Below are 25,751 nucleotides of genomic sequence, written 5' to 3'. Positions count from 1 at the left end.
ATAATTTGGAAGGGACTGAACATATTGCGTAAAATTCTAGCGGTGAATGCAGGAAGTTCTTCTTTGAAATTCCAATTGTTTGAAATGCCTGAGGAAAAAGTTGTATCTAAAGGTCTTATTGAACGAATCGGTATCAACAACTCTACTTTCACCATAGAGTATGGAAATGAAGAAGATAAAGAAGTAACAGAAATTGCAGATCATGCAGTTGCAGTAAAATTATTATTAGAAAAATTAACATCAGCTGGGGTCATTGAAACTCTGGAAGAGATTGACGGAATTGGACATCGTGTGGTTCACGGTGGTGAAAAATTTAATGACTCGGTTGTGATTACAGAGGAAGTAATTCAAGAAATTGAGGGAATTTCTGAATTGGCCCCGTTGCACAACCCTGCTAATTTAACAGGGATCAAAGCTTTTCGTGAGGTATTGCCAAATGTGCCTGCTGTAGCAGTATTTGATACGGCGTTCCATCAGACGATGCCTGAGCAATCTTTCTTGTATAGTTTACCTTATGAATATTATAAGAAATATGGCATTCGTAAATATGGCTTCCACGGTACATCACATAAATATGTATCCGAGAGGGCTTCGGAGTTAATGGGTATTCCCTTGGATCAATTACGCTTGATATCCTGTCACTTAGGTAATGGGGCAAGTATTGCAGCTATTGAAGGTGGCAAATCGATTGATACTTCGATGGGCTTTACCCCGCTTGCCGGTGTAACAATGGGAACAAGGTCTGGGAACATTGATCCGGCGTTGATTCCATATATCATGGATAAAACAGGACAATCAGCACAAGAAGTCATGAGTATTTTAAACAAGAAAAGTGGTATGCTGGCTTTATCTGGCTTTTCCAGTGATCTTCGAGATATCCAAGAGAAGGCGGCAGAAGGTGAAGACAGGGCTGAATTAGCACTAGAGGTATTCGCAGAACGAATTCATAAATATATTGGCTCCTATGCAGCCCGTATGCAGGGGGTAGACGCAATTATCTTCACGGCTGGTGTTGGTGAGAACAGTATTGACATTCGAGAACGTGTTCTAAAAGGCTTAGAGTTTATGGGTGTATATTGGGATCAAACATCCAATCATATTCGTGGAAAAGAAGCCTTTGTCAATTATCCACACTCTCCGGTTAAGGTAATAGTGATCCCGACGAACGAGGAAGTAATGATCGCCCGAGATGTGATGCGTTTGACGCAGAATACACCAGTGGGACAAGCTTAAAAAGCAAAATATTACGAACGAGGAAGTTGGCCGTTCTCTTTCTATACAAGCATAGAAAGAGAGCGGTCGTTTTATAGTTGTTCTCAAAACGCTAATAACACTCTGGTATGCTTCTCTTTGCAAAATTTGAAATAGTTTAAATAATTAGAATTTTTGAAATTCTTTCCAAGCGGTTGAATTTTTGCGAATTTTCTTATATATTAGAAAAAGATTATGATTTCTTTACATGATCTTTACAAAATATTAAGGGGGAATTTTGATTGAAGAAGTCTAGATACTTACTACTGTCTTTACTCTTTATGTTGTCGCTCGCACTCGTTGCTTGTGCTGGAGATGGAGAGCCAGAAGAGGATACTTCAGAAAATGACTCTTCAGACTCATCAGGGGAAGAGGCCTCTGGTTCTGGAGGAGATTTAGTCATTTCATTACCTTCCGATGTGGTTTCATTGTCACCACAAGGAGATAATGATGTGCCTTCTAGTAACGTCCGTGAGAATATGTTTGAAACACTTACCACATTGAACGAAGATATGGAAGTGGAACCGGGATTGGCAACAGAGTGGGAACAAACGGATGATTTAACTTGGGAATTCACACTTCAAGAAGGCGTGAAGTTCCATGATGATGCTGATTTTAATGCAGAAGCAGTAAAGAAAACATTTGATAGATTGAAGGACCCTGATGTTGCTTCTCCTCGTGCCTTTTTATTAGCGGAAGTAGACAATGTAGAGGTAGTTGACGACTACACGGTTAGATTGACGCTAACTGAACCGTTTGCACCATTGCTGGCAAACTTAGCTCATAGTGGGACTAGTATTATGAGTCCTGAAATCGTTGATGAAGACTATGCTACAGTGGAAGACGGTGGAGATTATAACGAATATATTACCCAAAATCCTGTAGGAACAGGTCCATTCGAATTGGATGACTGGACAGCAGGTGAAAGTGTTACGTTAACTAGAAATGATGATTACTGGGGAGAGCCAGCCAAATTGGATAGTGTTCAATTTAAGGTTGTCTCTGAACAGAGTGCTCGTGTGGCAGAATTGGAATCAGGTGTATCGCATGTAGCGGATCAAATTGGTCCAAACAATATTTCTCGTGTAGATAACCTTTCTGATGCCAGTGTAATCCAAGAGGACAGTGTATCAGTTTCTTATATTGGTTTTAATACTCAAAAAGAACCATTTGATGATCCAAGAGTACGCCAGGCATTAACCATGGCTATCGATAAAGAACAAATTATTGATGGTGTTATGAATGGTGTGGGGATTCCAGCCATTGGCGCCTTAGCCCCGCCGGTATTTGGTTACGATGATTCGATTGAAGGTCTTGAATATGACCCGGAAGCTGCCCAAGAATTGTTGGCAGAAGCGGGTTATGAAGATGGCTTCCAAACAACCATCTGGACTAATGATAATGAACAGCGTGTCGATACAGCTATCAACTTGCAATCTCAACTAAGCGAGATTGGTGTGGATGTGGAAATTGAAGAATTAGAATGGGGCGCATACCTTGAACGTACAGCTAATGGTGAACACGATATGTTTATCTTAGGCTGGTCTACTGTAACTGGTGATGCTGATTATGGTTTATATCCATTATTCCACAGCTCACAATTAGGGGACCCAGGAAACCGTGCCTTCCTTGAGGATGAAGAAGTAGATCGCTTATTGGATGAAGGACGTGTCGAAACAGATCCAGATGAGCGTTTGGCGATCTATTCGGAAGTGCAAGAAAGACTGGTAGATCTTGCTCCGATGTTATATACACATCATCAGCAGTACCTATTAGGGGTAAATGATTCAGTGAAAGATTTCACGATTGATGCTCAAGGTATCTATCAATTAAACGACGCTTATATTGAGGAATAGGTTCTATTTCGCATAATGCAGATATGAATCAACAAAAAGGCTTCTTCTAAAAGTGAAGAAGCCTTTTTATGTATAGAAAATTCGATTAAACAAAAGGAGAGATAGGATGCCATCCATCCAGGTCTATCATTATGATGCTTTCACCACAAAACCCGGTAAAGGAAACCCTGCAGGAATCGTTTTAAACGGAGACGAATTAACTGAGATACAGATGCAGGAAATTGCTTATCAAGTAGGCTTTAATGAAACTGCCTTTTTGGTGGAGTCAGAGATAGCAGACTGTGGAATACGTTTTTTCACACCAGGACATGAAATGAACTTATGTGGTCATGCGACCATCGCAACCATTTATGCAGTAAAAACACAAAAGCTATTAGTCGAAAAGTCAACATTAACGATAGAAACAAAGGCAGGTGTTTTGCCACTAACGATTGATTCTACGTCAGACAAAGAGACAGATATCATCATGAATCAAGCATCTCCCACCTTTCAAGCATTTAGGGGTTCCAGCAGGATCTAGCCAAATCCATTGGTTTACAAGAAACGGAGCTTGACGACCAATTACCGATTGTATATGGCAGTACTGGTACCTGGACACTATTGGTACCCATCAAAGAATTAGCGGTTTTTCAAAAGATGAAACCGAATAATCAGGATTTCCCTTCCATATTGCAGGAAATCCCAGCTTCCTCTGTTCATCCTTTTTGTACAGAAACGTATAATCCTCAGGCAGATATGCACGCCCGTCATTTTTCTTCACCGTATTCAGGGACGATAGAGGATGCAGTAACTGGCACGGCTTCTGGGGCAATGGGTGCTTATTTTGCTACTTATATGGATAAGGGTTTTGATGAGTCTTTAAACCTGATGGTGGAGCAAGGGCATGAAATAAGTAAAGAAGGGATGGTCGGAGTAAAAGTTTCAAAACGCGCAAATACATTGGATGTGAAGATAACTGGAAATGCTGTATATGTAAATGATATGGAGGTAATTATTTAGAGAAGAGATAAGCATATCAAACATGCCACATAAAAACAGCCTGCTCGTTTTGTAAGCAGGCTGTTTTTAAAATATACGTTATAGTGCGTGTTCAAAAATGCCGTTAAATAGGACCTCGTTGGCTAAAACCTCAGGCGTCCTGGGACTGCGATTACTCGCCCCACCGAACCCATTTGTTGCAACGCCGACACTAGTACGTCCTGTACGTCGAAAGTTCAAGGCGGCGCAGTCTCCCGGTACCGGAACGTATGCTTTTCATACGTGAGGAACGGACTCACGCAGGATGTGTTGACTTCTGCGTTGCCTACAGAGCGTGGGCTGTCTTAGTAGAAGTTCCTATATCGCCAACGCAGAAATTCGCCGCGTCTTTTTTTGTTGGTCTTTTTGAACATCCTCTTATACCGTTTTTTCTTGTGCCATAATCTCTTCCATATGATGACAAGCTCCTTTGTGACCTTCTTGCATGCCTTCGATCGTGCGAAGTTCAGGAACTTTGTTTTTACACACTTCGGTTGCGAACGGACATCTCGTATGGAATCGACACCCAGTTGGTGGGTCAATCGGAGAAGGGATATCCCCTTTTAATATAATCCGTTCTCTCTTCGCTTCTGGATCAGGAACAGGAATCGAAGAAAGTAATGCCTTGGTATAAGGGTGTTTCGGATTGTCAAAGATAGACTTTTTGTCACCTACTTCTACAATCTTCCCAAGGTACATCACAATGATCTTATCCGAAATATGACGAACTACTCCCAAGTCATGGGCAATAAAAAGAAATGTCAGGTTAAACTCTCGCTGCAACTTTCTCAATAGATTCAATACTTGAGCCTGTACGGATACATCAAGTGCTGAGACTGCTTCATCACAGATAATCAGTTTAGGCTCAACAGAAAGAGCGCGGGCTATTCCGATACGTTGTCGTTGTCCGCCAGAAAACTCATGGGGATAACGATCAATCTGTTCTGGGTTTAACCCGACCGTTTCGATCAACTCCATTGCGCGTTCCCGTCTTTTTGCTTTTGGAACCACATTTTGAATTTCCATTGCTTCTGTTAAAATTTGACTAACGGTTTGTCTAGGATTAAGCGAAGCATACGGATCTTGAAAAATAACCTGTAAGTCCTTACGTTTCTTTCTCATCTCACGTTTATTTAAAGACAGTAAATCAATACCATCAAAGTCAATTGTACCATCTGTTGGTTCATCCAGGCGTAAGATAGCTCTGCCAGTGGTAGACTTCCCGCAGCCGGATTCACCTACTACACTTAGTGTTTCTCCTTCATTTATAGTGAAAGAGATATCATCGACCGCTTTTACGTGGTTAATGGTTCTGCCAAAGATTCCCCCTTTAATAGGGAAATATTGTTTCAAATGATTAACTTTGAGCAGTTCTTTTTGACTCATTCACATTCACCTCCGGATCTCCATCCCAACGGTCCGTATAAATCCAACAGCGGATTTGTTCGCCGTCTTTGATTTCTTCAAGTGCTGGTAGTTCTTTCACACATAATTCTGTTGCGAAAGGACATCTCGGTGCAAAACGGCACCCCTCTGGCATATTTTTCGGACTTGGTACATTTCCTTTAATCGGTTCTAATTCATCAACATCGGTATCATGACGTGGAATAGAGTTTAATAAGCCAACCGTATACGGATGTTTTGGTGACTTAAACAGGTCATTGACTGGCTGATACTCCACGACTTTACCTGCATACATGACAGCAACATAGTCACATGTTTCTGCCACTACACCCATATCGTGAGTGATCATAATAACCGACATGTTTAATTCCTCTTGCAGTTGTTTAATTAACTGTAAGATCTGTGCTTGGATGGTAACGTCTAATGCGGTTGTTGGTTCGTCTGCAATCAATAATTCTGGATTACAGGCCAAGGCCATCGCAATCATAATCCTTTGTCTCATACCCCCCGATAGTTCATGAGGGTATTGTTTAATACGTGTTTCTGGAGATGGGATACCTACTAATTTTAACAACTCTATCGCTTTATCTGCTTCTGCTTTTTTACCAAGGTCCTGGTGTACATTCAATGTCTCGCGTATTTGTTGTCCAATCGTATAGACCGGGTTAAGCGAGGTCATTGGTTCTTGGAAAATCATCGAGATTTCATTACCACGAATCGACCGAATCTCTTTCTCGCTTAATTTCGTTAAATCGCGATCTTTGAAGTTGATTTCCCCACCTTTAATCTTACCTGGTTTATCTAGAAGCTGCAGAATCGACATAGCTGTAATACTTTTCCCTGAACCAGATTCTCCAACAATACCAATCGTTTTACCCTTGGGAAGCTGGAAGGAAACCCCATCGACAGCTTTTATTTCAAATCCATCGACCGTAAAAGAGGTCTGAAGATCTTTAATATCTAAAATGGTTTCTTTATTCATGAAATATCACCTCACTTCAAAAGTTTAGTCTAGGTTAATTCGTTTGTTTAAGAATTTATAGGAAATATCGACAATAAGATTGACAATGACAAAAACGACGGAAATAACAAGGACTGACGCTTGAACGACAGGGAAGTCTCTTGCTAAGATTCGATCAACAATCAATTTGCCCATTCCATTAATTGCAAAAACAGATTCGGTTAATACGGCACCAGCTAAAAGACTTCCAAACTGTAGACCGATGACTGTAACCACCGGGATTAAGGCATTCTTTAAAGCATGACGATAGATAACCGTTCTTTCTTTTAATCCTTTTGCACGAGCGGTTCGGATATAATCCTGTGATATGACCTCCAGCATACTGGATCGTGTCATACGGGCAATCACCGCTGCCCCCATGGTTCCTAAAGTCACAACTGGCAGAATGACCTGTTGGAACGATCCCCAGCCTGTTGGCGGTAATAAGCCAAGGTTAAGAGAGAACCATTGCATCAACATTAAACCTAACCAGAAATTAGGCATGGATAGTCCAAATAGTGCGACTAACATAATACCAACATCAGAGAAAGAATACTGTCTTACGGCGGAGATAACTCCTGCAATTAGTCCAAGGAATACACTAAATATGGTACTGTAAACTGCTAATTCAAACGTAACCCAAAACTTTGGCCAGAGCTCCTGCCCTACAGGAAGACTGGTTCGCCAAGATGTTCCAAAATCCAGCATGGCGGCGTCTTTAAGAAAATGAAAATACTGTACAACAATTGGGTCGTTTAAGCCTAGTCGATTTTCGATCTGTTCAATGGTATCGGCAGGCACGTTTTCACCTGCGATAATTTGTGCCGGGTTACCGGGGGTCAGGTGCATAAGTGAAAACACTAATATTGTAACACCTAGTAATACAGGTATTAATTGTAAAATACGTCTGACAATAAATTGAAACAATTGTCACACCTTCTTCCTTTAATTTTTGTTCGATTTAGGATCTAATGCGTCTCGTAATCCGTCACCTAGGATGTTAAATGCCAATACGATTAACATAATAACCAAGCCAGGGAAAAGAGCAATATGTCCAGCATCCCACATATAGTCTCGGCCATCACTAAGTAAGGCACCAAGTTCAGGAGAAGGCGGTTGTTCCCCCATTCCCAAGAAGGATAAACCACTAGCGGTTAGGACCGCACTTGCTATAAATAAACTGGCCTGTACAATAATTGGTGACAAGATATTTGGCAGAATATGCTTCCCAATAATTCGTAAATCCGAGGCGCCTAATGCCTTCATCGCATCCACATATTCCAGGTTCTTATTAGCGAGTGTGGAACCACGTACAATTCGGGAAAAAGTTGGAATAGCAAAGATAGCAATGGCATAGATTACATTGGTTCTGCTCGGTTCAAAGATACTAACCAACGCTAATGCTAATAAGATACCAGGAAACGCCAGCAAGATATCCATTAACCGCATAATCACGGCATCCACTTTTCCACCGTAATAACCGGATATAACCCCAATGATCGTCCCGACGAATCCGCCTAACACGGTCGCAACAAAACCGATAAACATGGTAATACCAACACCATGAATGACACGAGTGAAGATATCCCGACCGTGTTGATCAGTGCCAAACCAATGATCAGCGGATGGACCGACGAATTTCGCCCCGTAATCTACTGTGTCCGGCTCCATGCTTGTCAAGAATGGTCCGATAAGAGCTACTAGTACTAAAAATATAATGAAATATCCACCAACTAAGGCACTCTTATTTTTAATTAGTTTTTTATAGAATTCTTTTAAGCTTCTTCTCCATGGTCCTTCTGATTTTATTTTTTGACCGGAGAAGCCTACTTGTTCCGTTTTCAATATGTTTACCCCCTTCGATTACAGATACGAATGTTTACTTATAACACTTTTTATTTACAGATTTCAAATTATTTCTGGATTCACCTTATTTATACTATAAAGCGTACCATGTATTCCGTATCTAAAATGGATGGCTTTATAATATAAGTAAAATGTCGCCTTTAATAGCACAGAAAAAAATGCATTTTGATCTGTTAAGAAAAGGTTACAAGTGTATGAAGAAAACCATACTTACTAACTATAGCACAATTAAAAAGAGAAATTAATAAATTAAAAAAAATCGTAATTTTCAAAATTATCATACAATAACGCTCGACGTCATAAAACAAGGGAATAGCTACTTTTCTGGTAAATTAGCCCATTCCAATCCCAATGAAAAAAGGTGTTATTTCACGCGTGCAGAAGTGGGAAATAACGTCGCCTTCTATATGAAAAAAGGAAGATCGCACCCTGGATATTTTTACTATATATGTTAAAATAGAGATCAAAAACATGGGGATCTCCATGCTTTTGATCTCTATGCTATCTTACAACTTCTTTGCGCTAACTTCTTATCACAAGCACATCACATTTGGCATATCTTGTAATGCTCTCTGATACACTTCCAATTAAAAAGCGTTCCACTGCATTCATCCCTGTTGCCCCGCATATAATTAAATCTGCTTCAAATTTGCTCGCTAGGTCTTTTGGGATTTTGATTTTTGGTGAGCCTATTTCAACATGAGTGGTAATATCCTTCACACCACGATTGCTTGCTTTCTCCTTGTACTCATCCAGTAACGTTTTGGCATAGTCTTCGGAGCGTGAAGCCAGACTTTGATCATATACCTCTGGAGCAATGGTGGTAATGGTTCTTGTATCAATGACATGAACCAAAAATAGTTTGGCATCATTTCGTAAGACAACATCTACTGCTTTTTTGAAAGCTAATTCTGAAGCTTCTGATCCATCAACTGCTACTAGAATTCGATCATATTCAAATGCCATAATAAAATCCCCCTTTGAACTATATATTCATTATAACATGTATACGTTTTCTTTGTGTATAGATAAATTTACACTTTTGTTAAAATTTTTTGATAGATGAGGGCGTATTTTGTTAGCACAATAATAGAAAAATAGTCATGATTCGTGTACCATAGGAATATAGAAGTGTTTAGATGAAAGTCATCCAGTGAAAAATGGTAACTTCCACTTGTACGTTGTGTACAGGGAGGAGATTAGGCTTTTGGACATTAAAAATGCTTGAGGGGGAAACATTGTGGGACATGCCTTTATAACAGCAGGAACAAAAGGCTTGGGTTTAAAGGTGACGGAAGCTTTTATTAATAGTGGTCATACCGTCTCTGTTACATACTATTCCGATAAGGAAAGGGCAAAGGAACTTGAGACTGCCTATCCTAATACCGTACTGGAAGTTATTCCATTAGATGTGAGCAGCCAAGAAGCCATAGAAACTGCCGTGCATCAGGCTGTGCAAAAATTCGGTACGATTGATTACTTAATTAATAATGCAGGTCCATTCATTTTTGAAAGAAAGAATCTGATGGATTACACAGAGGGGGAATGGAATAGCGCCGTCCGAGGTAACCTGGACGCTGTTTTTCATTTATTAAAAAGAACGATCCCAGCCATGAGGGAGCAGAGATTTGGACGTGTAGTTAACTACGGTTTTCAAGCTGCACATACTGCTGCGGGATGGAAAAATCGTGCCGCTTTTGCTGCAGCAAAGGTTGGGCTAGTTTCCTTAACTAAATCGATAGCCTATGAAGAAGCGGCGCATGGTATCACCGCAAATATGGTTTGTCCTGGGGATATCACTGGTGAAATGAAAGAAGCAACCATTGATTACAGCCGAATGGTTCCTGATCAAGCAACGCCGATTGGCCGTTCTGGTACAGGAGAGGATATTGCACGCACAGTGATGTTCCTGTGCGAAAAGGATGCAGACATGATCACAGGTTCTGTAATTGATGTAACAGGAGGACTAGATGTGGTTCATCAAACTAGATAAGTTGAACGTCTAAATGTAACAAAAACGTGTGACAAGCAAGTCTTTGCTCGCATGATTTTCTGATCATACTGCGTCAATGGATCAAGAGCGCCTATTCGATCCATGAGAAATTATTTTATTCAACTTATTATAGATAATCTTTTTAAAAAAATTGAAACCTTCTAGGGAGTCACACGTAAATAATAGTATTAAAGGAAATGAGGTGCACCAGTTGGGGTTTTTTGCAAAACTATTCTCAAAAAAAGACCAACCAAAGAAAGTCAAACAAAGGGATGTTCTCTCTATTGAAGTAGGGGATATTCTGGAATATGATTTGGCAGATTATGAAGTGGTTGGTAAAATAACGTATAGGGAAGGTAAATACGTCTGGTACAGCTATCAGCTTTTGGGAGAGAGTAAAACGATCTGGCTGAGTGCTGAGATGGATGATGCGTTAGAATTAGGTATCTATGAGAAAATACAGCTGCCAGATGCAAATGATTTTCCTAGTAAGTTAAGTTTTCAACAAACTGCTTATCATTTGGATGAGGATGGTCATGCGGAAGTAACCGGAGAAGGCAGAAGCAGTTCCCTTACCGGTCAGCGCATTCATTACGCAGAATATTGTAATGAGGAGGAAACCTCATATATTAGTGTGGAGGAGTGGGGCAGTGATGTAGAAGCGAGTATAGGATATCCTATTCAGCCTTACGAAATTAAGATTATTGCAGGTACTAGCCAATAAAAAAACAGGAGGAATGTTCTATGTTTAAATTTTTTAATCGAATCAAAACGGTAGTGAGCTCTGAATTGAATTCCATGATTGACCGTGCGGAGGACCCGGTGAAAATGCTGGATCAATTTATGCGAGATATGGAGTCTGATATTCGAGAAGTAGAGCAGGCAGTAGCTAAACAAATTGCAAATGAAAAGATGTTGAAGCGTAAATCAGATGATGCTCAAAAATTAGTGGAGAAACGTCAAACTCAAGCGGAACAAGCCATTGAAGCAGGTAATGACGATCTGGCGAGAAGAGCATTGCAAGATAAAAACGAACAAGAATCACAAGCAAATACGCTCCGTTCCTCATGGGAACGCGCAAAACAAGATGCAGATCAACTTCGTGACAAACTGGATGAAATGAAAAAAGAATACCAGGATATGCAATTGAAGAAAGATTCCTTGAAAGCAAGGGCAGAATCTGCTCAAACACGTACTAAAATGAATCGCACCATGTCTTCAATTGGTAATGATGACTCCAAACGTGGATTTGAGCGTATGGAGGAAAAGGTATTACAATTTGAGGCAGAAGCAGATACCAGCGAAGATTTATCACAGGCAAGCAAAACACTGGATGATGAGTTTGAAGCATTGGAAAAAAACGGTGTGGACGATGAGTTGGCAGAGTTGAAGAAGAAGTTAGGTAAAGAGTAATTAGTTGCAGTAGAAAGAACCTAAATGTAATTAGGTTCTTTCTACCTGTTTGGCCAAGATGTCAGGAGGTGACCTCTTTGTATAAAAAACTGCTCCTATTGATGTTCCTTCTGCTGGGAGGATTGTTAGCAGGATGCCAAGCAAATGCCTTTGGTGGAGGATCGCTCTTTAATGAATCAGGGGCAATCACAGAATCCGATTTACAAGTGAGCGAATCAAAGCAAGAGACGATTGATCAATTAGAGACAGACAGCAACGCCGATATCGAAGCATTAATTTCTAATCATTTTCCTTTTGTTGATACTGTGTCAGGTGAACAGGCTACTGCCAATGTTTACGGTACATTACAATTTGGTGTAGAGGAACTGGCCACTTTATTAAATGACATTCAACCAGCTACTGAAGTTAGTGATTATAAAGAAGGTCAGCAAATTCTTATTTATCAGGACCAGTTTGTCACATTGAAAGAAAGTGAAGAAGTGGAAGATGCAACACTCGTAGAAGTTGCCAGTGAGCAATTTGTAAGGAATAATTACGCCCCTAGTTTCTTAACGACCTATTTCACGATTAGGATGTTAGATGGTTTGTTCGGCAACAATTGGGTAACGGATCGGCATAATTATTGCAGAAACAACGGCTGTTACGGTGGATATAGCTCTACCGCTAGTTATGATAATGTAACCACCAACCGTAAACGAGGTACCGGCTCTTATCGGGGTGGCGGACCTGGTGTAGGAAAATAATAAAGGAGGGAATGTAAATATGGCTCCATTTGTGTTAACGTTTTTTTATTTTATTGCGGCTATCATAATTGTTATTATAGGACTCGTTTTATTTGAGTGGCTGACAACAAAGTATAAGGATTGGGAGCAAATTAAACAAGGCAATCAAGCCATTGCCCTTTCTGTGGCAGGGAAGATAGTCGGGATTTGTATTGTGCTGGCGTTTGCGATTTACCATAGTATTACCATTACTGAAACACTGATTTGGGGAGCGTATGGTATGGTATTGCAACTCGTCGCTTATTTCATCTTTGAAGCATTGACTCGCAGTTTTTCTGTTGAAGAACAACTGAAAGAAAACAATCTGGCAGTAGGTATCATTTCCTTCGGTGTATCCCTAGGTTTAGCCTTTGTAATTGGGGCTTCTATTACATAATATGTACTTCATCCAGTAGGGGATCTTATGTATGATAACATTTTGCAGGAAAGAGCGTGTAATATTTCGTGCATTTCAAAAGACTTGGGGCTGTTGAGACGACAGCTCCTTTTCTGTTGATAATAAGAAGTTTGGGCTTAAAATGGAAGAAGGGAAGAACAATGGAAACCAAGTTTAAGCAAAGCCAATTTATTTACTGGGCATCAGGGATTGTCTCCATTTGCGGGATTATCTTTGAAGTGCTTTTCGGAGCTCTAGGGTCCTATATTTTAGGAGATGGTGTCAAACAATATACATTGACCATTTCTTTATTTCTTACTGGAATGGGAATTGGCGCCAGCTTAAGTGAGAAAGTGACGAAAGAGCTCATTCTTTCATTTATTTATATTGAATACTTTGTAGCATTAATTGGAGGTTTATCCAGTTTCCTTATGTTTGCGGCAACGGCCTTTTTTGGAAGCGGAACAGATGCGTTGTTCTTATATTCCATTACGTTGATAGTAGGTGCCTTAACAGGAGTGGAGCTACCGATATTAATTCGTAAAGCCAATGAGATAGGTGTGACCCTGCAAAAAAGCACGGCCAGGGTTCTTTTTTCTGACTATGCAGGTGGATTAATTGGCGGACTGTTATTCGCCTTCTTTCTACGACCTCAGCTGGGAATGGTGAAGACAGCCTTTTTAGTAGGTCTAATTAATTTAACCGTGGCGATGGTAGTCTTATATTTATTTCGCAAAGAATTGGCACGCAAATGGATACATACGGTGGTTGGGGGAGTAATTGGTGTTATATTAATCATCGGTTTATTATTTGGAGAAATGATTGCTTTGCAATTTGAAGAGAAAATATATACCGATCCCATCATCCATTCAGAGGAAAGTCCCTATCAAAAAATCATCCTTACCAAACGGCAGGATGATGTTCGTCTATACTTAGATGGCGGGCTGCAATTTAGTTCTATTGATGAGCATAGGTATCATGAATTATTAATTCATCCAGCAGCAAGCATGGTAGATCAGCCTCGCAAGGCACTTGTGTTGGGAGGTGGAGATGGTTTGGCTGTGCGGGAACTATTAAAATATGATAGTTTACAATCGATTACCTTAGTTGATTTGGATGGATCGGTTGTAGAGCTGGCCAATAAAAATCCTTATTTATTGAGCTTAAACGAGGGTTCACTCCAAAACGATCGAGTAGAAGTTATTCAAGCCGATGCCTTTCAATATTTAGAAGGGCAAACGGCTTTATTCGATGTAATCTTCGTAGATTTACCGGATCCGAATAATGAGAGTTTGAATAAGCTTTACACCAAAGAGTTTTATTCCTTAGTACGAAATCATTTGCAACCAGACGGTGTTACGGCTATTCAAGCAACGAGCCCCGTGTTCGCCAGGGAGGTGTACTGGACTATTTCCAATACGATAGCGGCAACAGGGATGAATGTAGAAAATCTGCATATTGATGTTCCCAGCTTTGGTAATTGGGGCTTTGTCTTAGCAAGTAGAGAACCAATGACCATGGATAATATTAGTATCGATGTGGATACCGAATATTTAACCAGTGACCTGCTGCCTAGCTTGGCGATGTTTGGCAAGGATGAAGACAACCCCATGCAGGCAGAAGAAGACAGAGAGATTAATACTTTGATTGATCCTGTGCTTATTCAGATGTACGAAAGGGAATGGCAGTATTATTAACCTCACGTTTAAAACCTTTAAAAATGGGAAAGAGATGAATAAGGATTTTTTAAGAGGAGTGATGAGAGTGAAGGTATCGTTTCATGGACAGTCTTGTGTAAAGGTGGAGGCAGCAAACCACCAGATTTTAATCGACCCTTTTATTACAGGGAATGAGACAAGTGATCTAGATCCCGCTACACAAAATCCAGATGTGATTTTATTAACCCATGGGCATAATGATCATGTAGGAGATACGATTGATATTGCAAAACGATCTGGTTGTTTAATCGTAGCACCAAATGAATTGGCAGAGTATTTAGGCTCAAGGGGGCTGGATACCCACCCTATGCATATTGGAGGGGCACATAATTTTGAATTCGGCAGGGTGAAATTAACCCAAGCATTTCATGGATCGATGTTTCAAGATGAAGAAGGAAACTTGATCTATGGTGGTATGCCAGCAGGGTTACTCTTATTTGTTGAGGGCAAAACGATCTATCATGCTGGAGATACTGGTTTGTTCTCTGATTTGAAGCTGATTGGAGAAATGAATGATATTGACTTAGCCTTTCTACCGATAGGAGATAATTTCACGATGGGACCTGAGGATGCTTTAATAGCGGCCGATTGGATTCAGGCTAAAAAAGTGGTGCCGATGCATTATAATACGTTTCCGCTAATTGCTCAAGATGGAGCAGCTTTTAGCAAACAAGTAAGAACAGGCGAAGGGGTACACCTAGAACCAGGGGGAAGTATTGAACTTTAACATTAGCTAAAGCAATATAACGGAATAAACAAATGGGGATATGAAAAAGAAAACATGTCCCCATTTTTTTATAAGCAAATATATAATCCTTGGTATGATGGGACTTGGAATGATGTTGACCCTGAATGAACGAGAGTACCGATAAGATGGATGATGTAAAGTAACAAGTCCATCTATTCCATGTAGTAAAGTTGATGGTTTGTCTGTGCTAGACAGTGCTCCGAAAATAGGTTCTGCTTCGATGCATAGGACATGCAAGTGCAGGGTTGCAACAGGACGTTGCGATCTTAGTCAGCGGCCTTTATAGAGTCTCCGCCTATTTTCTCCGCTGAGTAGTAGTACTACAATCAAATGAACTGCTAGGATGAAACGTTCATGATACTATATTTCAGCCCATACTGCATAACCTTTTTTGAGAACGATTCGATCATACGTTGTGATTCTCATAAACGTGATCCATTACACAGTCGAAGAATTAGCTGACAATTTTATCCTTTTGTTACAACACTGTCTTGGTACCTAGAACACTTCATTCTTGCAGTAACAACCATTGTTGTACTCCAAACTAGCGCAGCATATTCCCGGAACGCTTGCTTTGCACAGATAAAACAATCAAACTTACCACTCCAGAAAGTGGACTACTTAACACCATCCATCTTATAGGCAGTTCAGTGACTTCTTTGAGTGGTCGGTAAAAGATCGGGAGGAATTTGGCCTGTTGTTCTTATAAAAAGCTATATGAATAGATCCCGTTTTTTCGCCATACAAAAGTAATACAGTTTCCATGTAGATACATAAAACAGTTCAGATCAAGAAGCCGAATAAATAAATAGTTCAAGAATAAATTGAATAATAGGATAATCAACTGTATAATAAAAACATGTGTTAAAATATTAGTACAGATGAAAGAATGGTGAGTTGCAATTGGCTACAAAACATGAACAAATTCTATCTTTTATTGAGTCTCTTGCAGTAGGTAATAAAATTTCAGTGCGACAAATTGCAAAAGAGCTACATGTCAGTGAAGGGACCGCTTATCGAGCCATCAAAGAAGCAGAAAATCAGGGCCTTGTGAGCACCATTGAACGAGTAGGAACCATTCGAATTGAACGAAAACAAAAGGAAAACTTTGAAAATTTAACTTTTGCAGAAATTGTTAGTATTGTAGATGGTCAAGTACTCGGGGGCAGAGATGGATTGTACAAGACATTAAATAAATTTGTGATAGGTGCGATGAAGTTAGATGCCATGATGCGTTATACAGAGAAAGATTCATTGCTCATTGTGGGGAACCGAACAGAGGCTCACCAATTAGCATTAAAAGAAGGAGCGGCCGTACTGATTACGGGAGGCTTTGACACAGATGAGGAAGCAAAGCAGCTGGCAGATGAAAAACAACTTCCGATTATCTCCACAAGCTATGATACCTTTACTGTCGCAGCCATGATTAATCGCGCTATTTATGATCAGTTAATCAAGAAAGAAATCGTGTTAGTAGAGGATATCTATACGGATATCGAGCATACCTGTTTTCTTAACACGAAAGATGTGGTGGATAAGTGGTATGAATGGGAAGAGGAAACAACGCACAGCCGCTATCCGGTAGTGGATAATATGAATAAAGTAGTTGGGATTGTGACATCCAAAGATGTGATCGATAAGGAAAGAGACGTCTTGATCGAAAAGGTGATGACGAAAAATCCCCTAACCGTGATGAAAGAAACATCACTAGCTTATGCCGCTCATATGATGGTCTGGGAAGGAATAGAGATCATGCCTGTGATTGATCAACATCATCAACTGGAAGGATTAGTATCACGTCAAGATGTATTGAAGGCGCTACAGCATATTCAGAAACAGCCACAAGTTGGTGAAACGATTGATGACATTGTTGCAAGTTACTTTGATCAAGTCCCCTCTGATTCTCATCAAATGATCTACCGTGCGGAGATAACTCCCCAAATGACTAATCAGCTTGGAACCTTATCGTATGGTGTCTTCGTTTCCTATGTGATCGAATCGGCCAGACGAATGCTGCGTCAGATGAAAAAGGGTGACTTAGTAGTCGAGCATATTACGGTCTATTTTATTAAGCCAGTACAACTGGAAACCACCGTCACATTTCAACCCCAGATTATTGATATCGGTAGAAAGTCGGCGAAAGTAGATGTGGAAGTGTTACATGAAAAAAAGGTGGTTGGTAAGGCGATGCTAGTGGCGCAATTAATTGATCGCTAACGTTTGGAGAAAGCCCAGAGAGCAGAGCTGAACAGCAGCTGCTCTCTTATATGTATTAGAATAAAAACAGGTAAGTGAGGTTATGAATCGTTTCTTTTCCGCAGTTCTTTTTTATAGTGAAGGTAACGTTTGATACCACCATACCCTTGTACAATACCAAAAAAGAGAAATATAATGGTGATAAATAGTGCGATTTGTGTTTGATAGAATAGATATTGATTAATGCCGAACATACTCATAAAGATACCTAAAACAATTCGTGCTTTGGCATTCTTAATTTCCTGTATTAATGGGTCCGACTCTCTTAACAGAGAAAATTTATAATAAACGTATATGATAATTGATAAGATAATGACAATTGGGAAAACAATCATTGCAATACGGCCTCCAATTCAGCAAGTTAATCGTGCAAATCCTATACTATTTTACCCTTTTAGCTATGAAATTACCAGTATAAACAACCTATCAAAAAAAGGAGATTTTACGATGTCCATTATGTCTACTATTCATCAAAAAATGAAACAATATCCACGTATCATCATTCACCGTCATGTGCGTCCAGATCCAGATGCTTATGGCTCACAGAATGGATTAGCGGAGATTATTAAGTCAAGTTACCCTACAAAGGAAGTCTTAGTAGTGGGGGAAGAAGAGGATTCTCTTACTTTTTTAGCTGGGATGGACCAAGTAGCAGATGAGGCCTATACGGATGCCTTGGTTATTGTCTGTGATACGGCGAACCAAGCACGTATTTCCGATCAACGATACAGCCATGCAAAGGAATTAATCAAAATTGATCACCATCCGATTGTGGATGAGTATGGCGATATTCAATGGGTAGATGTGAATGCCAGCTCGACAAGTGAAATGATTTATCATTTTTATCGGGAGGAGAGAGAACAGGGCTTATATCTAAACAATAAGGCAGCTTCTCTGCTTTATTGCGGTATTGTTGGAGATACAGGGAGATTCCTTTTTCCAAGTACGACAGAAAGGACCTTTCAGTATGCTTCTGAATTGGTAGCTTATGATTTTGATCGTTCCTACCTGTATAATCAAATGTACAAAACAACGGAGAACATTGCTCGTTTGAAAGGTTATGTTCTACAACATATTTCTATTTCGGAAGCAGGAGTCAGTTATATTAAGTTACCAAAAGATGTACTCGATAAATTCCAGGTGGAACCTGAAGAAACGAGCTCAATCGTTGGCATCCTAGGTGATGTGGAGGGAATCAAGGCATGGGCCATTTTTGTGGAGGAAACCGAGGTGATCCGTGTGCGCTTGCGTTCCAAAGGGCCAGTTATTAATCAGGTTGCCGCTATCTATGAAGGTGGGGGGCACCCATTGGCAGCTGGAGCTCAGATTCATAGCTGGGATTCTGTTCCAGCCGTGTTGGCTGATTTGGAAAAAGTTTGTCAGTTTGATTCGTAAGGGGCAGCTCGCTGCGCGGAACTCTGCCAGCGAGCTGCGTTAATCTGCCTTTGTTAACTCGATGGAAAGATAAAGTGTTTCACTGACAACCATGCGAGAGACAGTAGCTTGAAAACGAAAATCGTCAATGCGGATCGTCTTGTTTTCAACCGTCGCGATCAAGAAATCAATCGACTCGGTCATATCTTCTACTTTTTTTCCGATGGCTTGTCCGGCTTCTTCCCTAATCGCTTCCTCTAATTGATGCCTCATCAAGCGATCATTGGCAAGGTCTAATTGTTCTAAGTTCAAAAATTCTATCTCTATCTCGGTAATTTGAACACCTTCTTTGGTTTGTTGGTCCAGTTTTTGGTGATTTTGGACCAGAGTAGTATAGTTCTGATAAAGGTCTTGATATCTTGTTCGTAAAGCTATCTTTTCTTCAATCCATTGCTGTTGCAAGGAACCAAACATATACAAAAAGATAAAATAGCCAATGATGGATCCAAGGGCGACTCCAGCCAAAAATCGCTGCCAAGCTGGTCGTTTATAATAAGGAGGAATATGCATTATTCCAACTCCTCTTGAATCAGCCATTCGATAATTAACAAGGCTGTATGTGCACCGCCCATGGCAATAATGATCAGGAGCAACTGCTTGACCAAATCGATGGTAGAGCCTTCATATAGACCTCTTTCAAAGTTATAAATCGCATCAAATGTACCGCCAATCGCTGCGACAATCGCCCAGATTCGTAGACTTTTCGCAATTCTACTGATATGTGTAAAAGGGGCATCGCCTGTCACAAATGCCCCAATACTACCTATTAAGGAGCCTCCGATCATTACACCGAATGCAATAAAGAAACATTGAATCATCGTTGCCATAAATCGTTCTTCCATTTGCACTCCCCCTCCTGACACAGTGGAGTTGTCCTATTTTTAGCACTTTTAGAACTTTTCCTGTATTATATATATGACGAAAATATTGGAGATATGTTTATCGACTTACAGGAAGCATAAGTTTTGCTATAATAGAGGATAAGGAAACTTATGCTCGTATGTTTGGAGGTGATGAGATGGTATTAGAAGCACAGTTACAAGTGACAACTGGCTATAGTTTATTGCAAAGCACATTACAAATTGACTCTCTTGTCAAGCAGGCTAAACACTTGGGATATCGATATTTGGCGATTACTGATAATCGAACGGTCCATGGTCTCATTGCCTTTTATCAGGCGTGTAAGCGGGAGAATATTCAGCCCATTATGGGAATAACTATACCAATCGATATAAAGGGATCATCGGTACCAGTCCTGGTTCTAGCCAAAAATAACGACGGCTATCAAGCATTGTTGCAGTTGAGTACAAAGATACAGCATGAAGATGGCTTAGAAATGAATGATTACCAACCCTTTGCGAATAATCTTCATACCATCCTGCTAGCAGATTCCATTGATTCGTTCTTATGGAATGATACCTTCGCACACTTTCAAGTGTTGCCCAATACTTATATTGGTATTTCGAACGCATTAGTAGCTGATAAAGAGAAGTTAGCGGCATATCCAATGGAAAAAGTGGCTCTAGCGGATGTGCGTTATTTACATAAACAAGATCAAATGGCCTATAGTTGCTTGCGAGCGATCGATCAAGGGGTAACATGGACGGAAGAAAACACTAGAGAGGTTGAGGGAACCTTCTTACCTGATCCATCTGTATATACTGACCAATTCCAAGAATGGCCAGAGGTAATTGCAGCAACTAATCGATTGGCCAGCCAATGTCATGTCGAGCTTTCTTTTGAAGAAAAGCAGCTGCCCCAATACCCTGTTTCTCCCCAAAAAACAGCCAACGAAATGGTTAAAGAGTTAGCTGTTGCAGTATTACCTGAAAAATATCATCCCGTAACGGATGCAGTTAAACAAAGGTTGGCACATGAGTTAGAGGTCATTCAATCCATGGGTTTCAGTGATTATTTTCTGATTGTATGGGACTTTGTCAAGTATGCGAAAGAGCACGACATCTTAGTTGGGCCTGGACGTGGATCGGCGGCAGGTTCGCTGATTGCTTATTTATTAGGGATTACCGATGTTGATCCGATCCGCTATGATTTGCTATTTGAGCGTTTTTTGAATCCGGAACGAGTCACGATGCCGGATATCGATATTGATTTTTCTGATGAGAAGCGAGATCAAGTGATTGATTATGTGGCGCATAAATACGGTACAGACCATGTAGCTCAAATTGTCACCTTTGGCACGTTTGCTGCTCGTTCTTTGTTAAGAGAATTATTCAAGGTACTGGTGATCCCTGAAAATGATCAATCTTATATTTTGCGGTTATTGCCAAGGGATAGTTCACTGCCGATTGCTGCCATGTTAAAACAATCTCCTGAATTAACAAATTACGTAAAGCAATCCGCTAAGCTGCGTCAGTTATTCAAGGTTTGCAACTGTCTGGAAGGATTGCCAAAGCATGTATCGACACATGCTGCTGGTGTAGTGATTAGTCGAGATGCATTGACGCAGCATACAGCGACGATGCCGTCACAACATGATGTTCCTCTTACACAGTTTGCCATGCATGAATTGGAACGAGTAGGTCTCTTGAAATTTGATTTTCTCGGATTACGCAATCTGACGATTATTGAGCGAATGACAAAACAGATCGCCTTTCATTACCCCAAAAACGACCATTTGGCCGATTTATCGTTTTCAGATAAAGCTACCTTCCAACTGCTGCAAAAAGGGGAAACGAATGGGATATTCCAGTTAGAATCACAAGGGATGCAACAAACATTGCAAAAACTACGCCCTACCGAGTTTGAGGATATAGTGGCCGTCAATGCACTTTACCGTCCAGGACCAATGGACTTTATTCCTACCTATGTAGCGCGTAAACATCGTCAGGAAAAAATAGACTATCTACATCCTGACTTAGCTCCGATTCTGGCAAAAACATACGGTGTATTGGTATATCAAGAGCAGATTATGCAAATTGTACACGAAATGGCAGGCTTCACCTATGGCCAGGCAGATATACTAAGGAGGGCCGTCAGTAAAAAGGACAAAGCATTATTATTAGGAAATAAAGAGGCGTTTATAAAAGGAGCTTTAGGTAAAGGATACACAAAAGAAGTGGCCGAAGAAGTTTTTGACTGGATTGTCCGTTTCTCGGATTACGGTTTTAACCGGAGTCACGCCGTGGCGTATAGTATGATCACGTATCAATTGGCTTATTTTAAAGCGAACTTTTCATTAGTTTTTTATACAGAAATGTTAAATATGAATCGAGGGAATACCGATAAATTATTTATTTATGTGCGTGAAGCACGACAAAAGGGGTTAACGATACTACCGCCGTCTGTTAACCATAGTCTGGCCAGAACAAAAGTAGAGCAGGAAAACATCAGGCTTGGTTTAACAACCATTAAAGGCATTGGTTATCAAGCTGTGCAAACAATGATAGAAGCAAGGGACCGCCAGCCCTTTACTAGCCTGTTTGATTTCTGTCTGCGTGTACCATTAAAAAAGATCAATCGGTCTATTATTACCACATTGATTCTAGCAGGGGCCTTTGATGTTATGCAACAAAATCGGGCGACCTTGATCGCGACCTTAGAGGAGGCCATTGAGCAAGGAGAACTGTTTAAAGAGTTTGGTTTGCAAGGGGATTTCGATATGGGACTCTCCCTTGATATTGGCTATACAGCAAGACAGGAGATGCCGATCATGGAGAAGTTGATGAAAGAAAAGGAAGTACTTGGCTTCTTTGTGTCACAGCATCCATTGGCAGAGGAGCGTCAAGTATTAAGACGGCGTGGTTATCTCAGTATCCAGCAAGTGCTCCAATTTCCAAATAAGAAAATAAAATTAGCTGGCGTGGTGCAAGATTTAAAGGTTATCCGCACAAAAAAAGGGGAAGCAATGGCTTTTGTAACCTTATCTGATGAACTAGCTGAAATGGACGCTGTTCTATTTCCTGTCACCTTCCGCCAAGTGAATGATTGGTTGGAAGAGGACCAATTTGTCTTTATAGAGGGAAGAGTGGAAACAAGAAATGATAAAAAACAAATTATTATCGACAAGCTAGAACCATATCAGCTAGAAGAAGAACCATCACCACAACAAATTTATATCAAAGTTCGCCAGGAAGAGGCGATCTCTCGGTTAGATGAATTAGCTAAGCAATACCCAGGAACAGCCGTTGTTTATCTCTATCATGAACAGGAACAGAAATTGTACAAACTTTCTGACGAATATAATTTAGATAGCAGGTGGCCAGTCATCAAGCAACTTAAACAGTTTTTTGGCGAGGATAATGTCGTGTTGAAAACTCCGCCTGAATAGAAACGCTCTTTACATCATTGGATGATCTGATATAATGTAATAGTTCATTCGTCTGTTTTCATGATGAGATAAAATATTTGAAAAGGAAGTTGCTTTTGGACAGGCAAAACGATCCCACACTGTATAGGACAGGGACCGTTTTGTTGTGGAATGCGTACGGAAATGAAACTCAGTGGCATTCACATTTTATAGCAGGCAGTGTCCTATCACAGGAAGTTCCATGAGGAGTCCAGCACTGACATAAGGCAGCATTTTACATGTGGTGTGGCTTCCAAAGCAGTACCCATAGAAAAAGTACTTATACGTATAGTCATACACAGAAACAGCACTATAAAGTTGCCTCTATGATATAGACAACCCCAAAGGTTCGATAAATGAATTGAATAGATGGATTGTGAGAGTTGTAAAGGAGGAATCTCCATTGTTGAAAGATTTGTTTGGTAACAAGAAAAGAAACACACCCGTTTCTGGAGAAAATGCTAAAAAAGACGTGCCGGAGGGGCTACTACAGAAATGTGCCGGCTGTAAAAAAATCATTTATCAAAAAGAATTTCAAAAAAACTTATATGTCTGTCCTTCTTGTGGGCATCACCATCAAATAGCCGCTAATGAGCGTATAACAGCCTTATTTGATGAAGCCTCGTTTGAAGAATGGGACGGTGATTTATTATCTGAGAATCCCCTAGATTTTCCGCAATATCAAGAGAAGTTAGAAAATGATCGCAAAAAAACGGGTCTTAACGAGGCGGTTGTCACAGGTACCGGAACTATTAATGGTCATAAAACTGCTATTGCTGTAATGGATGCTCGTTTTCGAATGGGAAGTATGGGATCTGTTGTTGGCGAAAAGATTACTAGGGCAATAGAAAATGCACGACAACAAAAGCTACCAATCATAATTTATACAGCTTCAGGCGGTGCCCGGATGCAAGAGGGAATCTTAAGCTTGATGCAAATGGCCAAAACATCGATGGCCATTCAACGTTTCCATAAAGAAGGTGGCTTGTTTATATCAATTATGACCAACCCGACTACAGGCGGTGTTTCTGCAAGTTTTGCCTCGATTGGGGATTACAATTTCGCCGAACCTGGTGCATTAATTGGCTTTGCCGGCCGGCGTATTATCGAACAGACCATCCGTGAGAAGCTTCCGAAAGATTTTCAGACGGCAGAGTTTCAAGTAAAACATGGCCAAGTGGATAAAGTGATATCGCGCTTGAAAATGAGAGAGACTCTGAGCACAATCCTAGATATTCATGGGTTCGGAGGTGAATCAGATGAAACAAGTTCTTGAATTCGAAAAGCCAGTAGTAGAACTGCGTGAGAAGATCGAAGAATTAAAAACAATGACGCAAGATACAAATATTGACTTATCAGATGAAATCGGCAAAATGGAAGCTCGTTTGGCAAAGCTGGAGAATGATATTTATGGGAATTTAAAGCCTTGGGACCGTGTCCAAATTGCTCGTTATGCTGATCGCCCTACTTCGCTAGATTATATTGAGCAATTATTTTCTGATTTTATTGAATTTCATGGTGACCGTTTCTATTCAGAAGATGAGGCGATCGTAGCAGGAATGGCAAAGTACAGAGGTCAGCCGATTACCATTATTGGACAGCAGCGTGGTAAAAACACCAAGGATAATATTAAACGAAATTTTGGAAGCCCGCATCCAGAGGGATACCGTAAAGCTCTCCGCCATATGAAGCAAGCCGAAAAATTTAATAGGCCAATTATTACGTTTATCGATACAAAAGGTGCTTATCCAGGGAAAACAGCAGAAGAACGTGGTCAAAGTGAAGCAATTGCCCGCAATCTAATGGAAATGTCAACTCTGGAAGTTCCAACAATCTCTATTGTTATTGGGGAGGGTGGAAGTGGCGGTGCCTTAGGTATTGGTGTAACGGATCACATTCATATGTTAGAGAATTCTACTTATTCCGTTATCTCCCCTGAGGGTGCCGCAGCATTGTTATGGAAAGATTCTGCCCAAGCAGAACGTGCAGCTGCCTCCTTAAAAATTACAGCACCCGATTTAAAGGAATTAGGCGTTATCGATGAAGTGATCCCAGAACCGCTTGGGGGAGCACATCGCGATGTCGTAACACAGGCCCTTTATATTAGCGAAACATTGGATAGATCACTGGAAGAATTACAAGGCGAGTCAACCGAAACATTGTTAAACCAACGCTGGGAAAAATATCAAAAAATTGGTGATGTGAAATCGCCCATACCTGAATAAAAAGAAATTCCTCCTCATCACAGCGATGAGGAGTTTTTATAGTTACTGCAACCACACTGCGATAAAAGAGCAAGCTGGACAACTATTATCAGTACAATCAATGATG

At 40.4% G+C, this 25,751-nt stretch carries 22 protein-coding genes and 1 pseudogene; 15 read left to right on the top strand and 8 right to left on the bottom strand.

The window, feature by feature from the left end; all coding sequences use genetic code 11:
* Positions 1 to 24: 24 nt before the first annotated feature.
* From BN6556_RS19095 to BN6556_RS19085, 3 genes and pseudogenes are all read left to right on the top strand, one after another.
* Positions 25 to 1,233 (top strand): acetate kinase, encoded by a 1,209-nt coding sequence (locus BN6556_RS19095; RefSeq protein ID WP_066194953.1) that lies wholly within the window; start codon positions 25 to 27, stop codon positions 1,231 to 1,233.
* A 260-nt stretch (positions 1,234 to 1,493) separates the two neighbouring features.
* Positions 1,494 to 3,107, top strand: a complete 1,614-nt coding sequence (locus tag BN6556_RS19090) for a glutathione ABC transporter substrate-binding protein (protein WP_392388602.1) — start codon at positions 1,494 to 1,496, stop codon at positions 3,105 to 3,107.
* A 106-nt stretch (positions 3,108 to 3,213) separates the two neighbouring features.
* Positions 3,214 to 4,106: pseudogene (locus tag BN6556_RS19085) on the top strand (PhzF family phenazine biosynthesis protein).
* Between the two features lie 396 nt (positions 4,107 to 4,502).
* On the opposite strand, the gene BN6556_RS19080 reads toward BN6556_RS19085, so the two are convergent.
* The 5 genes from BN6556_RS19080 to BN6556_RS19060 all read right to left on the bottom strand — a co-directional run bounded on the left by BN6556_RS19080 (position 4,503) and on the right by BN6556_RS19060 (position 9,360).
* Complete coding sequence (locus BN6556_RS19080; protein WP_066194951.1) at positions 4,503 to 5,510, bottom strand: ABC transporter ATP-binding protein; 1,008 nt, start codon at positions 5,508 to 5,510, stop codon at positions 4,503 to 4,505.
* Positions 5,482 to 6,510 carry an ABC transporter ATP-binding protein gene (locus BN6556_RS19075; protein WP_066194947.1) on the bottom strand — a complete coding sequence of 343 codons (1,029 nt, stop codon included), beginning with the start codon at positions 6,508 to 6,510 and terminating at the stop codon, positions 5,482 to 5,484. The genes BN6556_RS19080 and BN6556_RS19075 overlap by 29 nt, the downstream gene beginning before the upstream one ends.
* Positions 6,511 to 6,534: 24 nt before the next feature.
* Positions 6,535 to 7,455 (bottom strand): ABC transporter permease, encoded by a 921-nt coding sequence (locus BN6556_RS19070; protein WP_066194944.1) that lies wholly within the window; start codon positions 7,453 to 7,455, stop codon positions 6,535 to 6,537.
* Between the two features lie 18 nt (positions 7,456 to 7,473).
* Complete coding sequence (locus BN6556_RS19065; RefSeq protein WP_066194941.1) at positions 7,474 to 8,373, bottom strand: ABC transporter permease; 900 nt, start codon at positions 8,371 to 8,373, stop codon at positions 7,474 to 7,476.
* Between the two features lie 543 nt (positions 8,374 to 8,916).
* Positions 8,917 to 9,360: a universal stress protein gene (locus tag BN6556_RS19060; protein WP_066194938.1), complete on the bottom strand. Its 444-nt coding sequence runs from the start codon at positions 9,358 to 9,360 to the stop codon at positions 8,917 to 8,919.
* Positions 9,361 to 9,631: 271 nt separating this feature from the next.
* Between BN6556_RS19060 and BN6556_RS19055 the strand changes: the two genes are divergently transcribed.
* The 8 genes from BN6556_RS19055 (at position 9,632) to BN6556_RS19020 (ending at position 17,641) form a co-directional block, all read left to right on the top strand.
* Positions 9,632 to 10,387 (top strand): SDR family oxidoreductase, encoded by a 756-nt coding sequence (locus BN6556_RS19055; protein WP_316245347.1) that lies wholly within the window; start codon positions 9,632 to 9,634, stop codon positions 10,385 to 10,387.
* A 211-nt stretch (positions 10,388 to 10,598) separates the two neighbouring features.
* Positions 10,599 to 11,111: a DUF4178 domain-containing protein gene (locus tag BN6556_RS19050; protein WP_066194932.1), complete on the top strand. Its 513-nt coding sequence runs from the start codon at positions 10,599 to 10,601 to the stop codon at positions 11,109 to 11,111.
* Between the two features lie 20 nt (positions 11,112 to 11,131).
* The gene (locus BN6556_RS19045; RefSeq protein WP_066194930.1) at positions 11,132 to 11,800 is read left to right on the top strand and encodes a PspA/IM30 family protein; all 669 of its coding nucleotides are present in this window, start codon (positions 11,132 to 11,134) and stop codon (positions 11,798 to 11,800) included.
* Between the two features lie 77 nt (positions 11,801 to 11,877).
* Positions 11,878 to 12,543: a DUF4247 domain-containing protein gene (locus tag BN6556_RS19040; RefSeq protein WP_235817553.1), complete on the top strand. Its 666-nt coding sequence runs from the start codon at positions 11,878 to 11,880 to the stop codon at positions 12,541 to 12,543.
* 19 nt (positions 12,544 to 12,562) lie between these two features.
* Positions 12,563 to 12,958: a DUF350 domain-containing protein gene (locus tag BN6556_RS19035; RefSeq protein ID WP_066194927.1), complete on the top strand. Its 396-nt coding sequence runs from the start codon at positions 12,563 to 12,565 to the stop codon at positions 12,956 to 12,958.
* Between the two features lie 161 nt (positions 12,959 to 13,119).
* The gene (locus tag BN6556_RS19030) at positions 13,120 to 14,655 is read left to right on the top strand and encodes a polyamine aminopropyltransferase (protein ID WP_066194923.1); all 1,536 of its coding nucleotides are present in this window, start codon (positions 13,120 to 13,122) and stop codon (positions 14,653 to 14,655) included.
* A gap of 67 nt (positions 14,656 to 14,722) precedes the next feature.
* On the top strand, positions 14,723 to 15,403 hold the full coding sequence (locus tag BN6556_RS19025) for a metal-dependent hydrolase (RefSeq protein WP_066194919.1): 681 nt from the start codon (positions 14,723 to 14,725) through the stop codon (positions 15,401 to 15,403).
* Positions 15,404 to 16,327: 924 nt separating this feature from the next.
* Positions 16,328 to 17,641, top strand: a complete 1,314-nt coding sequence (locus tag BN6556_RS19020) for a DRTGG domain-containing protein (RefSeq protein ID WP_066194915.1) — start codon at positions 16,328 to 16,330, stop codon at positions 17,639 to 17,641.
* A gap of 80 nt (positions 17,642 to 17,721) precedes the next feature.
* Here BN6556_RS19020 and BN6556_RS19015 read toward each other — a convergent pair whose 3' ends face one another.
* Positions 17,722 to 18,015 carry a YtpI family protein gene (locus BN6556_RS19015; protein WP_066194912.1) on the bottom strand — a complete coding sequence of 98 codons (294 nt, stop codon included), beginning with the start codon at positions 18,013 to 18,015 and terminating at the stop codon, positions 17,722 to 17,724.
* Positions 18,016 to 18,127: 112 nt separating this feature from the next.
* Here BN6556_RS19015 and BN6556_RS19010 point away from each other — a divergent pair, with 112 nt between their 5' ends.
* Entirely contained in the window at positions 18,128 to 19,075 is a 948-nt protein-coding gene (locus tag BN6556_RS19010; RefSeq protein WP_066194748.1) for a DHH family phosphoesterase, read from the top strand.
* 39 nt (positions 19,076 to 19,114) lie between these two features.
* Here the strand turns inward: BN6556_RS19010 and ytrI are convergent, their stop codons facing one another.
* Together ytrI and BN6556_RS19000 are read right to left on the bottom strand one after the other, a co-directional pair.
* Positions 19,115 to 19,624, bottom strand: a complete 510-nt coding sequence (gene ytrI / locus BN6556_RS19005) for a sporulation membrane protein YtrI (protein WP_066194746.1) — start codon at positions 19,622 to 19,624, stop codon at positions 19,115 to 19,117.
* Complete coding sequence (locus tag BN6556_RS19000; RefSeq protein WP_066194744.1) at positions 19,624 to 19,956, bottom strand: YtrH family sporulation protein; 333 nt, start codon at positions 19,954 to 19,956, stop codon at positions 19,624 to 19,626. The genes ytrI and BN6556_RS19000 overlap by 1 nt, the downstream gene beginning before the upstream one ends.
* A 176-nt stretch (positions 19,957 to 20,132) precedes the next feature.
* Here BN6556_RS19000 and BN6556_RS18995 point away from each other — a divergent pair, with 176 nt between their 5' ends.
* The 3 genes from BN6556_RS18995 to accA all read left to right on the top strand — a co-directional run bounded on the left by BN6556_RS18995 (position 20,133) and on the right by accA (position 25,645).
* Positions 20,133 to 23,402, top strand: coding sequence for a DNA polymerase III subunit alpha (locus tag BN6556_RS18995; RefSeq protein WP_066194742.1), 3,270 nt, complete (start codon positions 20,133 to 20,135; stop codon positions 23,400 to 23,402).
* 421 nt (positions 23,403 to 23,823) lie between these two features.
* Positions 23,824 to 24,696 (top strand): acetyl-CoA carboxylase, carboxyltransferase subunit beta, encoded by an 873-nt coding sequence (accD, locus tag BN6556_RS18990; RefSeq protein WP_066194740.1) that lies wholly within the window; start codon positions 23,824 to 23,826, stop codon positions 24,694 to 24,696.
* Positions 24,680 to 25,645, top strand: a complete 966-nt coding sequence (accA, locus tag BN6556_RS18985; protein ID WP_066194738.1) for an acetyl-CoA carboxylase carboxyl transferase subunit alpha — start codon at positions 24,680 to 24,682, stop codon at positions 25,643 to 25,645. Before accD ends, accA begins: the two co-directional genes overlap by 17 nt.
* Positions 25,646 to 25,751: the final 106 nt, after the last annotated feature.

The sequence above is a fragment of the Gracilibacillus timonensis genome (genome assembly GCF_900086715.1).
Classification (GTDB): Bacteria; Bacillota; Bacilli; order Bacillales; family Amphibacillaceae; genus Gracilibacillus; species Gracilibacillus timonensis.
This window is presented reverse-complemented; position numbering and strand designations above follow the sequence as displayed.

What these genes read in the sequence shown, in the direction of transcription:
- BN6556_RS19080 (WP_066194951.1), bottom strand. Translation starts at nt 5,510, where the DNA reads ATGAGTCAAAAAGAACTGCTCAAAGTTAATCATTTGAAACAATATTTC.
- BN6556_RS19075 (WP_066194947.1), bottom strand. Translation starts at nt 6,510, where the DNA reads ATGAATAAAGAAACCATTTTAGATATTAAAGATCTTCAGACCTCTTTT.
- BN6556_RS19060 (WP_066194938.1), bottom strand. Translation starts at nt 9,360, where the DNA reads ATGGCATTTGAATATGATCGAATTCTAGTAGCAGTTGATGGATCAGAA.
- BN6556_RS19045 (WP_066194930.1), top strand. Translation starts at nt 11,132, where the DNA reads ATGTTTAAATTTTTTAATCGAATCAAAACGGTAGTGAGCTCTGAATTG.
- BN6556_RS19035 (WP_066194927.1), top strand. Translation starts at nt 12,563, where the DNA reads ATGGCTCCATTTGTGTTAACGTTTTTTTATTTTATTGCGGCTATCATA.
- BN6556_RS19030 (WP_066194923.1), top strand. Translation starts at nt 13,120, where the DNA reads ATGGAAACCAAGTTTAAGCAAAGCCAATTTATTTACTGGGCATCAGGG.
- BN6556_RS19015 (WP_066194912.1), bottom strand. Translation starts at nt 18,015, where the DNA reads ATGATTGTTTTCCCAATTGTCATTATCTTATCAATTATCATATACGTT.
- BN6556_RS19010 (WP_066194748.1), top strand. Translation starts at nt 18,128, where the DNA reads ATGTCCATTATGTCTACTATTCATCAAAAAATGAAACAATATCCACGT.
- ytrI (WP_066194746.1), bottom strand. Translation starts at nt 19,624, where the DNA reads ATGCATATTCCTCCTTATTATAAACGACCAGCTTGGCAGCGATTTTTG.
- BN6556_RS19000 (WP_066194744.1), bottom strand. Translation starts at nt 19,956, where the DNA reads ATGGAAGAACGATTTATGGCAACGATGATTCAATGTTTCTTTATTGCA.
- BN6556_RS18995 (WP_066194742.1), top strand. Translation starts at nt 20,133, where the DNA reads ATGGTATTAGAAGCACAGTTACAAGTGACAACTGGCTATAGTTTATTG.
- accA (WP_066194738.1), top strand. Translation starts at nt 24,680, where the DNA reads ATGAAACAAGTTCTTGAATTCGAAAAGCCAGTAGTAGAACTGCGTGAG.